The organism is Ruegeria sp. BB6 (assembly GCF_056539385.1).
On the sequence record NZ_JBQFUW010000007.1, the window covers coordinates 90,589 to 105,809 of the forward strand.

At 55.9% G+C, this 15,221-nt stretch carries 16 protein-coding genes; 7 read left to right on the plus strand and 9 right to left on the minus strand.

The window, feature by feature from the left end:
- The first annotated feature begins 55 nt into the window (after window positions 1–55).
- The 4 genes from ACR0B7_RS16035 to gluQRS all read left to right on the plus strand — a co-directional run bounded on the left by ACR0B7_RS16035 (window position 56) and on the right by gluQRS (window position 3,990).
- Window positions 56–841 carry an enoyl-CoA hydratase gene (locus ACR0B7_RS16035; protein WP_170576880.1) on the plus strand — a complete coding sequence of 262 codons (786 nt, stop codon included), beginning with the start codon at window positions 56–58 and terminating at the stop codon, window positions 839–841.
- A gap of 254 nt (window positions 842–1,095) precedes the next feature.
- A complete protein-coding gene (gene trmFO, locus ACR0B7_RS16040) occupies window positions 1,096–2,436 on the plus strand; it encodes a methylenetetrahydrofolate--tRNA-(uracil(54)-C(5))-methyltransferase (FADH(2)-oxidizing) TrmFO (RefSeq protein ID WP_170485454.1) in 1,341 nt (446 codons plus the stop codon).
- A gap of 37 nt (window positions 2,437–2,473) precedes the next feature.
- Window positions 2,474–3,088 carry a methyltransferase domain-containing protein gene (locus ACR0B7_RS16045; protein ID WP_170485455.1) on the plus strand — a complete coding sequence of 205 codons (615 nt, stop codon included), beginning with the start codon at window positions 2,474–2,476 and terminating at the stop codon, window positions 3,086–3,088.
- Window positions 3,085–3,990 (plus strand): tRNA glutamyl-Q(34) synthetase GluQRS, encoded by a 906-nt coding sequence (gene gluQRS, locus ACR0B7_RS16050; RefSeq protein WP_170485456.1) that lies wholly within the window; start codon window positions 3,085–3,087, stop codon window positions 3,988–3,990. The genes ACR0B7_RS16045 and gluQRS overlap by 4 nt, the downstream gene beginning before the upstream one ends.
- Here gluQRS and hisI read toward each other — a convergent pair.
- Window positions 3,976–4,365 carry a phosphoribosyl-AMP cyclohydrolase gene (hisI, locus tag ACR0B7_RS16055; RefSeq protein WP_170576882.1) on the minus strand — a complete coding sequence of 130 codons (390 nt, stop codon included), beginning with the start codon at window positions 4,363–4,365 and terminating at the stop codon, window positions 3,976–3,978. The two genes, gluQRS and hisI, sit on opposite strands and share 15 nt — an antisense overlap.
- Before the next feature lie 48 nt (window positions 4,366–4,413).
- Between hisI and ACR0B7_RS16060 the strand changes: the two genes are divergently transcribed.
- The gene (locus ACR0B7_RS16060) at window positions 4,414–4,866 is read left to right on the plus strand and encodes an iron-sulfur cluster assembly scaffold protein (protein WP_170485458.1); all 453 of its coding nucleotides are present in this window, start codon (window positions 4,414–4,416) and stop codon (window positions 4,864–4,866) included.
- Window positions 4,867–4,925: 59 nt separating this feature from the next.
- Entirely contained in the window at window positions 4,926–5,564 is a 639-nt protein-coding gene (locus ACR0B7_RS16065) for a MarC family protein (RefSeq protein ID WP_170485459.1), read from the plus strand.
- Window positions 5,565–5,750: 186 nt separating this feature from the next.
- Here the strand turns inward: ACR0B7_RS16065 and ACR0B7_RS16070 are convergent, their stop codons facing one another.
- The 5 genes from ACR0B7_RS16070 to sciP form a co-directional block, all read right to left on the minus strand.
- A complete protein-coding gene (locus ACR0B7_RS16070; RefSeq protein ID WP_480681982.1) occupies window positions 5,751–5,873 on the minus strand; it encodes a hypothetical protein in 123 nt (40 codons plus the stop codon).
- A gap of 101 nt (window positions 5,874–5,974) precedes the next feature.
- Window positions 5,975–8,065: an ATP-dependent DNA helicase RecG gene (recG, locus tag ACR0B7_RS16075; protein WP_170571080.1), complete on the minus strand. Its 2,091-nt coding sequence runs from the start codon at window positions 8,063–8,065 to the stop codon at window positions 5,975–5,977.
- Window positions 8,062–10,188, minus strand: coding sequence for an NAD-dependent DNA ligase LigA (ligA, locus tag ACR0B7_RS16080; RefSeq protein WP_170571083.1), 2,127 nt, complete (start codon window positions 10,186–10,188; stop codon window positions 8,062–8,064). The genes recG and ligA overlap by 4 nt, the downstream gene beginning before the upstream one ends.
- Before the next feature lie 122 nt (window positions 10,189–10,310).
- Entirely contained in the window at window positions 10,311–11,027 is a 717-nt protein-coding gene (ctrA, locus tag ACR0B7_RS16085) for a response regulator transcription factor CtrA (protein WP_170485462.1), read from the minus strand.
- An 81-nt stretch (window positions 11,028–11,108) separates the two neighbouring features.
- Window positions 11,109–11,402 (minus strand): CtrA inhibitor SciP, encoded by a 294-nt coding sequence (sciP, locus tag ACR0B7_RS16090; protein ID WP_170485463.1) that lies wholly within the window; start codon window positions 11,400–11,402, stop codon window positions 11,109–11,111.
- Between the two features lie 129 nt (window positions 11,403–11,531).
- Here sciP and mnmA point away from each other — a divergent pair, with 129 nt between their 5' ends.
- Window positions 11,532–12,677: a tRNA 2-thiouridine(34) synthase MnmA gene (gene mnmA / locus ACR0B7_RS16095; RefSeq protein WP_170485464.1), complete on the plus strand. Its 1,146-nt coding sequence runs from the start codon at window positions 11,532–11,534 to the stop codon at window positions 12,675–12,677.
- A 10-nt stretch (window positions 12,678–12,687) separates the two neighbouring features.
- Here the strand turns inward: mnmA and ACR0B7_RS16100 are convergent, their stop codons facing one another.
- The 3 genes from ACR0B7_RS16100 to ACR0B7_RS16110 are packed head-to-tail and all read right to left on the minus strand — an operon-like array spanning window position 12,688 to window position 15,217.
- Window positions 12,688–13,263 (minus strand): hypothetical protein, encoded by a 576-nt coding sequence (locus ACR0B7_RS16100; protein ID WP_170485465.1) that lies wholly within the window; start codon window positions 13,261–13,263, stop codon window positions 12,688–12,690.
- The gene (lpxB, locus tag ACR0B7_RS16105; protein WP_170571089.1) at window positions 13,260–14,423 is read right to left on the minus strand and encodes a lipid-A-disaccharide synthase; all 1,164 of its coding nucleotides are present in this window, start codon (window positions 14,421–14,423) and stop codon (window positions 13,260–13,262) included. The genes ACR0B7_RS16100 and lpxB overlap by 4 nt, the downstream gene beginning before the upstream one ends.
- On the minus strand, window positions 14,423–15,217 hold the full coding sequence (locus ACR0B7_RS16110; RefSeq protein ID WP_170485467.1) for a UDP-2,3-diacylglucosamine diphosphatase LpxI domain-containing protein: 795 nt from the start codon (window positions 15,215–15,217) through the stop codon (window positions 14,423–14,425). Before ACR0B7_RS16110 ends, lpxB begins: the two co-directional genes overlap by 1 nt.
- Between the last annotated feature and the right edge of the window lie 4 nt (window positions 15,218–15,221).

Genomic DNA, 15,221 nt, shown 5'->3' on the forward strand with positions numbered 1-15,221 from the left:
TCCCCTCCTCGAATTGCCGACCTAGAGTTGGCCTCACATCGGAACGGAGGGCAAGATGGGAATTCTGGAACGTAGCGACACCGGCGCAGTTGCCAAAATCAAAATGAATGCGCCGGACCGCCTGAACGCCCTCAGCGACGAGATGCTGGCCGCGCTTCAGGCGGAACTTGACGCGCTACGCGACGACAAAAAAATTCGCGCTGTGATCCTATCTGGTGCGGGAAAAGGGTTTTGCGCCGGCCATGATCTCAAGCAGATGACCGCCTGCCGCCAGAGCGAGGATGGCGGCAAGGCATATTTTCAGGATTTGTTCGCCAGATGCACCAAGATGATGCTGTCCATCCAGTCGTTGCCACAGCCTGTGATTGCTCAGGTCCACGGCATCGCGACTGCGGCGGGGTGTCAGTTGGTGGCTACGTGTGACCTTGCCGTCGCGGCCGAGGGGACGCGGTTCGGGGTTAACGGGGTGAACATAGGATTGTTCTGCTCGACGCCGATGGTTGCACTTAGTCGGAATGTCCCCCGAAAGCGCGCGTTTGAAATGTTGACCACTGGCGATTTTATCTCGGCAGAACGGGCGGCCGAGTTGGGGTTGGTCAATCGGGTCGTGCCCGAGATGTTATTGGACCATGAAACGCAGGCGCTGGCGGATCAACTGGCGACCAAACTCAGCTCGGCCGTGAAGATCGGCAAGCAGGCGTTCTATCGGCAACTGGATATGCCGATTGAGGAAGCCTATGCCTTTACAGGAGAAGTTATGGCCCAGAACATGCTGCATCGCGACACCGAAGAAGGTATCAGCGCCTTTATCGAAAAAAGACCACCCAACTGGGAACAATAACGTATTTGTATTGGCTTTTTTGCCAATGTTCGCATTTTTGGACTTTTCAAAAGGGCGACACTGTGTCAAAGCTGAGACAAGGCCGCGGCCTTGGATACACTTTTGGGTCGCTGTAGGCGGAAGGTCCCTCCAAGCTGGTTTCTCTCACCGGCGTTGACATTCCCGCAGCGGCGACCCCAAAACTCCCCCTCTAAAGTGAAGTTTTAGCCAACAGTCGTTTGCGTTGCTGCGCACTCTGCCCTATGTGGCAGCGCATGACACAGAAATTGCATATCATAGGCGGCGGCATGGCCGGGTCCGAAGCGGCCTGGCAAGCAGCGGAAATGGGCGTTGAAGTGGTGATCCACGAAATGAGGCCCAAAGTTGGCACATTTGCGCACCAAACAGGAAATCTGGCCGAGATGGTGTGCTCTAATTCGTTTCGTTCTGACGATGATGAACAGAACGCAGTTGGACTGCTGCATTGGGAAATGCGCGCGGCTGATGGCCTGATCATGAGCACCGCCGACGCCCATCGCCTTCCCGCCGGAGGCGCGCTGGCCGTTGACCGAGACCCGTTTGCCGAAGCCGTTACGGCGAAGCTACACGCCCATCCCCGCGTTGAGGTCACAGCAGAAGAGGTCACCACCCTGCCCGATGACGGCAAATGGATCGTTGCAACCGGTCCTTTGACCTCGACCTCTCTCGGGGCTTCCATCGGTGCTGAAACTGGCGCCGAGTCACTCGCTTTCTTTGACGCGATTGCCCCCATTGTTTATGCCGACAGCATAGACATGAGCAAAGCATGGATGCAGTCGCGGTATGACAAAGGCGAAACCGAGGAAGAACGCACCGCCTATCTGAACTGTCCGATGGATCGTGATCAGTACGAGGCGTTCATTGATGCGTTGCTGGCTGCGGACAAGACCGAGTTTCACGAGGGTGAAACCGCAGGCTATTTTGACGGCTGCCTGCCGATCGAAGTGATGTCAGAGCGTGGGCGCGAAACTCTGCGACATGGCCCGATGAAGCCCGTGGGGCTGACCAATCCGCACCAGCCGGATGTAAAACCCTATGCTGTTGTTCAGTTGCGGCGAGACAATGCGCTTGGAACGCTTTTCAACATCGTGGGATTTCAGACCAAGATGAAATACGGCGCGCAAACAGAAGTGTTTCGCATGATCCCGGGCTTGGAAAACGCCAGTTTCGCGCGACTGGGGGGGATACACCGGAACACATTCATTAACTCTCCTACGTTGCTGGATTCGCAGATGCGGTTGAAGTCCAAGCCGAATATCCGCTTTGCCGGTCAAATCACCGGTGTCGAGGGGTACGTTGAAAGCGCAGCAATGGGCTTGCTTGCCGGGCGCTTGGCTGCAGCAGAAATCCTTGGGCGGGTTCTTCCAGACGTACCGCAAGACAGCGCTATGGGCGCATTGATACATCACATTACCGGCGGTGCAGAGGCAAAGACCTTCCAGCCCATGAACGTGAATTTCGGTTTGTTTCGCCCGGTTGAAGGGCTGAAAGGTGGCCGTCGCGGACGAAAAGACCGCTACAAAGCCTATACGGATCGGGCCAAGGCCGAGTGGACGAACTGGCTTGCGCATTGCTGACTGGACGACCAGCGCATCGTCAGCCTAACATGCGCTCATGAGCGACAAGTACCTCAAGGACGCTTACGGGTTGGACACACCTGAAGCCACACGCGCGCACTATCAGAAATGGGCGGGTACGTATGATGCCGAGGTCGCAGCTCATGGCTATGCTACGCCCGGGCGCGTGGCCCAGGCGCTCTGGTCAAAAATGCCAGAGCCGAAGACTCCGGTGTTGGACTATGGGTGCGGAACAGGCTTGTCCGGGGAATCCCTGCACGCAGCGGGATTTCGCATTCTGGACGGAATCGACCCTTCACCCAAAATGCTTGAGGGGGCCGCGGCCAAGGGCGTCTACAGGCACCTGTCGACTTTTGATTTGGCCGATCCAAACCCACTTGAACAGGGCGCATACAAAGCGATTGCGGCGATCGGAGTCATCAGTGTTGGTGCCGCGCCACCCGAGACTTTCGATCTGCTGATGAATGCACTGCCAAAGGGTGGATTGCTGGCGTTTTCCTTCAATGACCATACACTGGAGGAACAGGCATATACCTGTAGGTTGAACGATTGGCTGGATATGGGGGCTGCGCGCCTATTGTTCCGCGAATATGGCCCTCATCTGCCCGGTATGGACTTGAAGTCAGACGTTTATATTGTTGAAAAAACGTGACATTTATTACTAGGTTTGCGCCCTCTCCGACGGGCCCACTTCATCTGGGACATGCGTATTCCGCACTATTGGCAAGCGACATGGCGCGGGCAGAGGATGGCGTGTTCCTTCTTCGGATTGAGGACATTGACCAAGCGCGCTCACGACCGCATTGGGAAGAACAGATTTTCGACGATCTGCGTTGGCTTGGGCTGGATTGGCCCACCCCGGTATTGCGACAATCGTCGCGGCTTTCTGAGTATACGCAAGCGCTTGAAACGTTGTGGTCACAAGGTTTGCTGTATCCCTGTTCCTGCAATCGTCGGGATATCGCCGCAGCCGCCAGCGCACCACAGGAAGGCGCACCACTGCATGGACCGGACGGCATTATCTATCCGGGCACATGCCGGAATTCCTCAAGCAGAACGGGGCCAATGCCAAGGGACATTCCCTTGAGGTTGGATATCGAACTTGCCGCAAACTCTGCAACAAGTCTGTTTCAGAGTGCAGATGCGAAAGGCGATAAATCCGCAATATTTCAAGAGGATGGAGAAGGTTCCTGCGGTCAGTCCGGCCTGATCGAATTCACTGTGTCAGAGTTGGTCGATACGATTGGGGATGTGGTTTTGTCCCGGCGCGATATGGGTACGTCCTATCACCTGTCCGTCGTTCTGGATGATGCTGAACAAGGTGTGACCCATGTTGTACGCGGTCAGGATCTATTTGAAGCGACCCGAATCCACGTTCTTCTTCAATCTCTACTTGGTTTGCATACGCCAGTTTATCATCACCATCGATTGATCCGGGATGATACCGGGAAAAGGTTGGCCAAGCGTGATGATGCGAGGGCGATTTCTAAGTATCGCGCCGACGGCCTCAGCCCAGATGACATCAGGGCTTTGGTCGGGTTAAGTCATAGGTGACATCAGCTCGGTCTCCTGCCCGTCCCGGACGGCGGTATAAAAACAGCTACGCCGGTTCGTGTGACAGGCTGGGCCGGTCTGCCGGACCAGAACCAGCAAACAATCGCGGTCGCAATCAACGCGTAAATCCACCAACTCTTGAATATGCCCAGAGCTTTCACCCTTGACCCAGAAGGACTGGCGCGAGCGAGACCAATATGTGACGCGTCCAGTTTTAAGCGTTCTTTCAACGGCTTCGATATTCATCCAAGCCATCATCAGAACCTCTCCGGAAGTGGCGTCCTGAGCGATGGCCGGGATCAGACCGGCGTCGTTGAACTGCAAGGTCGAGGGGTCGAATGTGGCGTCAGCTGACATGATAAAAACCTTTTGCATCCCGGTGGATGCCCACTATGTATGGGGAACAGTCAACGAGGGAAAGCCATGTCTGGTGAGAATGACTTGATCAAGCTATATTCCGGCCGGATTCTGGCGCTGGCGGCTGATATCCCTCATTTGGATCGGCTCGAAAATCCCGACGCGACCGTGAAAAAGCGCTCGCCGTTATGTGGATCTACCGTGACCGTCGACGTGAAAATTCGCGATGGCAGGGTCTCGGAATTCGGTCAGGACGTGAAAGCCTGTGCGTTGGGCCAGGCTTCGGCGGCTGTTGTTGGGGCTGCCGTCATTGGTGCGACCCGCGCGCAGATTGAAACAGCGCGCGACCAGTTATCCCTGATGCTCAAGAAAGATGGCCCTGCCCCCGACGCCCCTTTTGACGGGCTTGAGGTTCTGATGCCTGCTCGAGATTACAAGAACCGGCACGCGTCGATTCTGTTGGCCCTGGACGCGACTGCCGAGGCGATGGAGCAAGCTGAGCAGGCAAACTGCGCCTGACCATAGTTTTTTCTGACGATCCGGTCTAACCTCCTGCGAATTAAGGGGGAGCCGTTATTTTGAACAACCTATTGGAACATTTCGTAACGCTGTGGGTTGTTATTGACCCCATTGGAACCATCCCGGTTTTCATAGCTGTGACCGCTGGTCTAGAAGCGGCCGCGCGTCGAAAGATGGCACTGTTGGCCGCCATCATTAGTGCCGGCATATTGCTGTTTTTCCTCGTTTTTGGACAACTTTTGATCGAGGCGCTGGATATCGGTCTCAATTCCTTTCAGGTCGCGGGCGGGATCATCCTGTTCCTTTTCGCGCTGACAATGATCTTTGGCGAAAGCAAGCAGGACATAGAGCAACGTGAGGCCGAGGAAGACATCAAGGACACGATGCACCAGCACAACCCGGCCATTTTTCCTCTTGCGGTGCCGTCGCTTGCCTCGCCCGGCGCGATGCTGGCTATTGTGATTTTGACGGATAACAACCGATACAGCGTCATTGATCAGGGAATAACGGCTTTGGTTATGATCTCAGTCGTCGCGATTGCATTCGTGCTGATGTTGCTGGCAGAACCCATTATTCGCCTCATCGGTCACTCGGGCGCCGCCATCATAAGCCGTGTGATGGGGATGATCCTCGCTTCGGTCGCGGTTAATTCCGTGCTTTCTGCGATGCTGGAAATCATGAAAACCGGCCAATTGTAAAAAAACCGCCGCTCCTTTCGGGCGGAAAGGGCGGCGGCAGGCATTGCGTTTCTCACGTGGGGTCCGGATATCCGCGCGGGGCCGAGGCATGGCCCCTTCAAGGGAATTAGGACAGGCAGGTCACCCTTGACTGAGATGGGGATGACAGCGCGGTTTGATCGGCGCGAGATCGCAGGCAGAAAAGGGTCAGAACGTTCCGGGCAGGTGCAGGGCAACCATCAGCATGACCGCCAAGGAAACTGCACCAATCGCGTCCTGCAACAGGGTCGATTGCGAGCGAGCGATGGCGGTCTTTATCTGGGTCAGCATTTGTCACCTCCGGTCAGGGATTTAATCCTTTGTTGACCTTTTGTTCTCATATTTTTCCGAGTCGGTAAAGAACTTTTTGAGAACATTAGTGAACATAATTCCTAACCAACTGATATTAAACGGATTGCCTGATCCTGTTTCATCAGCCAGAGTAGAACACGAACTGCTTGTCCTCTTTCCGAGCTAAGTTGGGGGTCTTTAGCAAGCAGAGCCCTCGCGTCGGTTTGCGCCGTTGCCATCAATCCGGCCTGTGTTTCCATATCTGCGATCCGAAATTTCGGTAGCCCTGATTGAGCAGTCCCGATCAAGTCGCCGGCCCCACGCATTTGCAGGTCTGTTTCGGAAATTTTGAATCCATCTTCGGTCTCACGCAGAACTTCCAACCTTTTCCGCCCGTTTTCGCTCAGCGGTGGCTGATACATCAGCAGACAGGTAGAGTCAGCTTCGCCGCGCCCTACTCGTCCGCGCAATTGATGCAGTTGTGCAAGTCCGAATATTTCGGCCCGCTCGATCACCATAATCGTTGCGTTGGGGACGTTCACCCCGACTTCAATGACAGTGGTCGCAACCAGTACCTTGGTTTGCCCTTTTTGAAATGCCTCCATTGCTGCGTCTTTGTCTGACGGCGGCATTTGCCCATGCACAAGGCCAACCACGCCCTCACCCAACACTGCGCGCAGACGTTTGAATCGTTCCTCTGCGGCGGTGAGGTCCGAAACCTCGGATTCGTCTACCAGAGGGCACACCCAATAACACTGACGACCGTCCGCGATAGCGCGGCGTAGGTGAGTAAAAACCTCGTCCATACGCTCGGTACTGACGACCGCGGTTTTGATTGGCTTGCGACCGGGCGGTTTTTCATCCAGAACCGACACGTCCATATCGCCGTATTGCGCAAGCGCCAAACTTCGCGGGATCGGGGTCGCGGTCATGACAAGAACGTCGGCGCCCTGCCCTTTTTCCGAAAGCTCCAACCGTTGCTTGACGCCGAACCGATGCTGTTCATCGACTATGACCAGCCGCAAATCATTGAATTCAACATCGCTTTGAAACACTGCATGGGTGCCTACCAGAATGTGAATGTCGCCATTTCTCAAGGCTTGCAACTTGCTGCGACGCTCGGCCCCTTTGTCGCGGCCTGTCAGAATTTCCAGAACGATTCCAGCATCTTCAGCCAGTGGCCGCAGACCTTCCAAATGTTGCCGCGCAAGTATTTCGGTCGGAGCCATCATGACACCCTGACCGCCAGCCTCAACCGCGACCAGCAATGACATGAAGGCCACCAGTGTCTTTCCAGCCCCAACATCCCCTTGCAACAAACGGTTCATCCGAGCATCTGACGCCATATCCGCAGCGATTTGATCAATCGCTCGCATCTGTGCCTTGGTCGGTTTGTACGGCAAGCTGGCCAATACTTTGGATTGCAGCACTCCCGAGGCCACGCTGACCACGCCCCTCGCCTTGCGTTCGCGTTGACGTGCAAGGGCAAGCGTCACCTGATGAGCAAAGAACTCATCATATGCAAGGCGTTCGCGTGCGGGTGCATGGCTTGCGACGTCGTCCGCCCCGCGAGGCATGTGGGATGAGGTGATCGCCGTCGCCCAGTCAGCCCAGTTCTGTTTGGCGACCTGAGCGGGGTCGATCCATTCGGCCAGATCGGGTGCACGGGCCAGTGCGCTCCGGGCCGCTTTGAACGCAGTCTTTTGCGTAAGACCTTGGGTCAAATGATAAACGGGCTCGAACTCTGGGATTTCCCGCGCGCTTTCAACCGGCAGGATGTGATCCGGGTGAACCATCTGAGCCATTCCGTCGAACAGCTCTAATTTGCCGGAAATGACTCTGCGCGAACCTTCAGGAAGGACTTTCTTAAGGTAGTCACCGCGCGCATGAAAAAAGACCAGTTGGAAGTCTGCCTGAGAATCCTCGACATGAACCCTGTAAGCTCCTCCCTTGTTGCGGGGTGCGCGATGCACGCCCACCGTCACCTCAACAGTCAACGTTGTCGGCAAATCTGCGCCTTGGATGGTGTCGCGTCGGCGGCGGTCAATGACCGCGTAGGGTAAGCCAAACAGAACGTCGCGTGGGGTTTCGATCCCGGCCTGCACCAAGGCTTGAGCAGTCTTGGGCCCAACGCCGTCGAGTGTTTCAAGACGGGCGAACAGCGGAAAAAGTATTTCAGGCCGCCCTGTCATAACGTGCCGATCAGGGCCAGCCAGCCGTCTTCGTCCAACGTCTCGATACCGAGTTCAGCGGCTTTTTTAGCTTTGGAGCCAGCTCCGGGACCGGCGACCAAGAGGTCTGTTTTCTTGCTGACCGACCCGGACACCTTTGCCCCCAGCGTCTCGGCCCGCGCCTTGGCCTCAGCCCTGGTCATTTTCTCTAGTGTGCCAGTAAATACGACGGTCTTGCCTGCCACCGGGCTGCTGGAGGTGTCGGGCCGAATTGCGTCCTGAATGTCCAACTGCGCCACCAGCGCGTCGATGCTGTCGCGTTCCGCATCCTGGGCAAAAGCGGAAACCAGTGCGCGCGCCATGATTTCACCTATGCCATCTATGGCCAACAGGTCTTCCCATCCGGCCCCTTCAAACTGAGCAGAAGCAGTTACGGCGCGTTCAAATTCCTCCCACGAGCCATAATGGTTCGCAATCAGGTTAGACGCGGCTTCCCCCATGTGACGGATACCCAGCGCAAAAAGAAGGCGACCCAGAGGAATTGCGCGTTTCTCGTCGATCGCGGCCCAAAGGTTCCCGGCACTTTGCGCCCCCCAGCCTTTTCGGTTGGCGAGCTTGTTCAAATTTGCCGCGTCGCGAGCCTGCAAGGTGAAGATATCGACCGGGGTTCTAACGGGAAGGTCAGGGTCATCGTAGAACATTTCGATCTGTTTTGCGCCAAGCCCTTCAATGTCGAACGCCTTGCGAGACACAAAATGTTTCAGCCTTTCAATCGCCTGAGCCGGGCAGATAATCCCGCCGGTACAGCGTCTGACGGCATCACCTTCCTCTCGTACCGCGTCGCTATGACATTCGGGGCACAGGGTTGGAAACTCATATGGTTGCGCTTCGGTCGGGCGTTTCGAGATGTCGACATCCGCCAGCTTCGGGATCACATCACCGGCGCGGTATACCTGAACCCAATCCCCGATCCGAAAATCCTTTCCGTCGCGGATGGTTCCACCCTTAGCATCACGCCCGGCGATATAGTCTTCGTTGTGAAGCGTCGCGTTCGAGACGACAACCCCGCCAACGGTCACCGGATGAAGCCGCGCGACGGGGCTCAACGCTCCGGTGCGACCAACCTGGATATCTATCGCCTCAAGCCGGGTCCACGCGAGTTCGGCCGGGAATTTATGAGCGATTGCCCATCGGGGCGTTGTGGACCTGAACCCAAGACGGGCTTGCAGGGATAGGTCGTTTACTTTGTAGACTACCCCGTCAATGTCATAGCCAAGTGTTGCGCGCTGCGCCTCAATACTCTGGTAGTGCTCCAATATCTGGTCAGTGGTGCGGCACACGGCGGTCAGCGGGTTGGTCACAAACCCATACGCAGCCAAACGATCGATTGCGCCCATTTGCGTGTCCGCCAATGGCTCTGTTAACTCACCCCAGGCATAGGCAAAAAACCTGAGCGGTCTTGAGCGGGTTATCGATGAATCCAGTTGCCTCAAGGATCCGGCTGCAGCGTTGCGCGGATTGGCAAACGGTTTGTCACCCTGTTGTTCCTGGCGCGCGTTCAACCGTTCAAAGTCTTCATGCGACATATAGACTTCGCCCCTGACTTCTAGAATTTCAGGCGCGTTCTGTATGACGTGTGGGATATCCGAAATAGTGCGCGCGTTGGCAGTCACGTTTTCACCGACTTCACCGTCCCCTCTGGTTGCGGCCTGCACAAGCGTTCCGTTTTCGTATCTGAGAGAAAGCGAAAGGCCGTCTATCTTTGGTTCGGCCGTAAACGACAATTCCGAACTTTCGGAAAGACCAAGATACTTTCGGATGGAGCGTTCAAAATCAGCTACGTCCTCGTCACTGAATGCATTGCCCAATGACATCATACGAACAGCGTGGGTAACCTTGGAAAATCCGTCCGCAGGTTGGGCACCAACTCGGTTAGATGGGCTGTCAGGTCTTTTGAGGTGCGGAAAAAGGCGCTCGATTTCCGTATTGCGACGCTTTAGCTCATCGTATTCTGCGTCAGAAATTTCCGGAGAGTCTTCTGCATGATACTGCGTGTTGGCACGCAGAATCAGATCAGCCAGCCGCGCCAGTTCTCTTTGGGCTTCTTCTTCTGTCAGGTCTGATACCGGTATTGAATTGCTCATGCCTCGCCCCGTCACATATTCTTGCGTTTCAGTGATAGGGCGAGGTCAATCGTAGGTCCAGATGTGCTGTTCATAGAGTGAGGGAGTCGCCCTGAACCCGCGGCAACATCCAATTGGTCGTTCTATGCGCCGACAGCGATGCGCCTTTCATCAACACTGTTGCTTTGCGGGTCACGCAGAACGTACCCCCTGCCCCAAACTGTCTCGATATAGTTTTCGCCACCGGTCGCGTTGCTAAGCTTCTTCCGCAGTTTGCAGATGAAAACGTCGATGATTTTCAGTTCCGGCTCATCCATGCCGCCGTAAAGGTGGTTCAGGAACATTTCCTTGGTCAGAGTCGTGCCTTTTCGCAAGCTAAGCAACTCCAGCATTTGATATTCCTTGCCGGTCAGGTGCACCGCTTTGCCTTCGACCTCTACCGTCTTGGCATCCAGGTTCACGGCGACGCGTCCTGTGTGGATGATAGACTGAGAATGTCCCTTTGATCGACGAATGATCGCGTGGATACGGGCCACCAGTTCCTCTCGGTGGAAAGGTTTGGTCATATAGTCATCAGCACCGAACCCGAAACCCTTGATTTTGCTTTCTGTATCGTCAGCGCCGGACAGGATCAGGATTGGCGTTTCTACCCGGGCAATGCGCAACTGCCGTAGAACTTCATGGCCGTTCATGTCCGGCAGGTTCAAGTCCAGAAGGATCAGGTCATAGTCATATAATTTCGCAAGATCGATACCTTCTTCGCCGAGGTCTGTCGCATAGACATTGAGATTGGCGTGGGTCAACATCAACTCGATGCTTTTCGACGTGGTTGGATCATCCTCAACAAGAAGTATACGCATTTACTGCTCCAATTCGGTTCAATTTTGCAATTAAATCGAGCCTGCTTAAAAATGGTTAATCTGACGTTACCGTTGAATCATTTATTCCGCCTCATCTTTAGGTTGTCTATATTTTTTTAATGCCGTTGCCTTCAGCGCGTCCATTCCATGTTCAGCAACCGCTGAAACCCATGAATTGAACTCTTCATCGCTTAGGCCGTACCGAGATTTTGCATCTGACAGGGAAATAAGCCCGTACAATACCCCCCGCACCACAATGGCCTTTCGCGAGGCGACCCATCTTTTTGTATTCTCCGGGGGCAGGTCGGCCCGCGATAAAATCGTTCCATCAGGCAGGGTTACTGACCTTGGCCCCTCAACTTTGTGCAAATACATCTTTCATACCTTTTCCTGCTGCGACAAAGCTGACACCAGCCTACTTAATGAGCGGTGAAACCACCCCTTGAGAGTGTCTAGAATTTTCCTATATTCTGCCGGTCTTTCTTAACCCGCACTGGAATCGTCATGGCCCTCGATACCGAGACCCCGCTGAACTCGCTTGGCTTTGCCAAACCCCCGTCCGAAACACGGGTCGTCGTGGCGATGTCCGGGGGCGTGGACAGTTCCGTCGTGGCAGCGCATTTGGCGGATCAGGGTTATGACGTGGTTGGTGTAACCTTGCAGCTTTACGACCACGGTGCTGCGCTGGCCAAGAAAGGTGCTTGTTGCGCCGGGATCGACATCCACGACGCGCGCCGTGTAGCTGAAGAGCGCGGGTTCCCGCATTATGTCCTGGACTACGAAAATATCTTCAAGGACGCCGTAATCGACGAATTCGCCGACAGCTATCTTGCCGGTGCGACGCCGGTTCCGTGCATCCGTTGCAACGAGCGCGTGAAATTCAAGGACTTACTTGAAACGGCCAAGGATCTTGAAGCCGATTGCATGGCGACTGGCCACTACATTCAGCGCAAGATGGGCCGAAATGGGCCAGAGCTACACAGCGCGGAAGATGCGAACCGCGATCAGTCCTACTTCTTGTTCTCGACCACGCCTGAGCAGCTTGAGTTTCTACGCTTTCCTCTGGGGCATCTGCCTTCAAAGGATGCGACGCGGGAAATGGCCGCGCAATATGGGCTTGCCGTGGCGGACAAACCCGACAGCCAAGACATCTGTTTCGTGCCAAATGGCAACTACGCCAGTGTGATTGAAAAATTGCGTCCCGGCGCGGCCGAGCCCGGAGAAATTGTGCATGCAGACGGGCGCGCGCTGGCGCAGCATGAAGGTGTGATTCATTACACGATTGGTCAGCGCCGCGGCCTAGGCATCGGGGGTCTTAGCGAACCGCTGTATGTTGTAAAGCTGGACGTGGACAAAAAGCAGGTTGTGGTCGGCCCAAAAGAGATGCTGGCCACCCGCACGATACCCGTGCGCGAGATCAACTGGCTGGGCGATGAGCCATTCACGTCCCGAGACGAATGGCATGTCTCGGTCAAGGTCCGCTCGACCCGCCCCCCGCGTGAGGCGATCGTCCGGCCCCTGACTGAAACCACTGCCGAAGTTGAATTGCTGACACCAGAAGAAGGCGTTTCACCGGGCCAAGCCTGTGTGTTTTACGCAAGCGAAGGCAGCCGCATTTTTGGCGGTGGCTGGATCTGGCGCGGCTATTGATGCGCGGAGTTCAAACCATGTCCGTCGGGCTGTTGACTAGAATGTAGAGACCTACGGACACCATTATATAGGGCGCGATCCGGTCCAGACGTGCGATACGGGGTCCAAGGCTTTGCGCACGAGGCGCGCCCCAACTTGCCAGTGTTGTCAGACCCGCAAGAGCGCACACGGCTCCGACCAGCGCTGCAACCCGAAATGCGGGCGTCGAATCCGCCAATAGCGGCGTCATGGCGGCGAGGGTATCAATGGACAGGCTCAGGAACAAAACAACCACCGACGTGACTGCCCCTCGGTCTGGTATTTTCCGTTCCTCCGAGCCGGAAAGCTGATGCCAGATACCGCGAAGCCCCAATGTTAGGGGGACAATGCCAAGATAGCCGACCCAATTCAAAAAGCCGGTTTGGTCAAGGCCGCTGGCGATCACAAGCGAGAGTGACAGGATCAACGCCTGAGCAACGGCAAACCCTATTACGGCGCGCCTTGTCTGCATCACCATCACCAGACCAAACAGGACGACAAGATTGTCGAGATTGGTCGAGATCGTCACAATCCCGGCAGAAATGGCGAAAATGATGTGCTCGGTCATGATGCTGTGGGAAGTCTGTCCAACACGGCTTTCGCCGCCCGAAGTCCCGGAGCCTCTCCTCCTCGACCCAGTCGATTCATCGTCAGATCCATGGCCCCTTGCTGCGCCGCAGGATCACGAACAACCTCTGCCAAAGCCTCAGCTATTTGATCCGGTGTACAATCATCCAACAAACGCTCGGGTACTGCGCGCGTGTCAGAAACAAGGTTTACCAGCGTAACGGTTTCCAGCTTGACCATCCGCTCGGCTATTTTCTGGGTCAACCAGCTTAGCTTGTAGGCAATTACCATCGGAGTATTTTGCGCGGCGAGTTCCAGCGAAACCGTTCCCGAAGCCGCAAGAGCCACTTCAGCGGCCGAAAACGCAGCCCGTTTCTGTGCGACCGCCTGTGCCGCAGGCAAGTTCCGCGGGTCTACAACCACGGGGTCGCCCGGCCAGTCTTTGACGTGTTCGCGGACCGTATCGACCATATGCGCAACTGTGGGCACGACCACGCGCATGTCCGGTCGATCCTGAAGAAAAAGCGACAATGCTTGCCCGAAAACAGGTGCAAGCCGCTCAACTTCGCCCCGGCGCGAACCAGGTAAAGCCAGCAAAACCGGAGCGTCCCCCAAGCCATGAGATGCCCGGAAATCTTCGACCTCTTGTAAAGTCGCCTGCGATTCACTGGCAACCGGATGGCCGACGAAGTCGCACTCCATTCCTGCGCGCTCCATGTATGGCGGCTCGAACGGTAGCAATGCCAGTACGTGGTCAATGACTTTGGCCATCTTGTCCGCACGTCCGGGCCGCCATGCCCAGACACTGGGTGCCACATAGTGAACGGTTCGGGTATCGCTTTGCGCCTTTACCAGCTTGGCGACGCGCAAGGAAAAATCGGGACTGTCGATGGTAATCAGAACGTCGGGCTTTGTGTCCAAAACGGCTTGCGCTGTTTCAGAGATACGACGTTTCAGGTGGAAAAACTTGGGGAGGACTTCCACCAGCCCCATCACCGAAAGCTCGGACATGGGAAAGCGGCTTTGCAAACCTTGCGCCTGCATCAAAGGCCCGCCAACGCCGTCAAATACCACATCGGGCACCAAAGTTCGCAAGCCTTCCATCAGGGCACCGCCCAATCGGTCTCCCGATGGTTCACCGGCGACCAGAAACACGCGCATCAGTTCGTCCGCTCGCGTACGTACAAGAACAGGCCAAGGCGGTCGCAATCGGAAATGACCCGTTCCTTTTGCAGAACAAGCACCCCGCCCTTTTCGATCACAATACCGGATAGACCCGCGGCGACTGCGCTGGCGACGGTATCGGGACCGATCACAGGTAGGTCAGCACGGCGATCCTGATCTGGTTTTGGCGCTTTAATGAGCACCCCGCCACCAGCGTCCGGCCGCTGAGTCAGCGATTGCAGCATCCACGCGGTTCCGAATATGCCCTCTAAGGCCAACGCCTGACCTTTAGACACGACACAGGCTTGACCAATGTCGGCAGCGCCCATCGCCCTCAGAATTCCGGCCCCCCGGTTCGCGTCGGACAAATCGGAGTCGGAAGGTTCGGCTTTGGTCAAACAGCCCAAATTTGGCAAGAGATTTGGTGCTATTTCATGCGCGGCGCGCACAGCAAAGCCAGCGTTTTCAAAAATACCTATGACCGCCCGCAGCGCACCGTCATCCCCAGCCATGATCGCCTGTTGCAGAATAGGGACCAATGGCATGGTTGCTGCGTCAATGCGGGACGGGTCGACAGCAGGTCGTTGCACCGCACCAGCCATGCACACTTCTGTGACGCCCCGCGCCTTCAAATCGTTGATAAATGTCCCAAGCTGTTCAAGCGGGAACACGATATCCGCGACCAATGGCGTCGGGTCAAATCCTTCCATCGCGCAGATTATCGGGCGGTCCGACAGTTGTTCGACTACTTCACCCGGTAAAGAGCCTGTACCCGCAATCAGCGCCAACATGGTG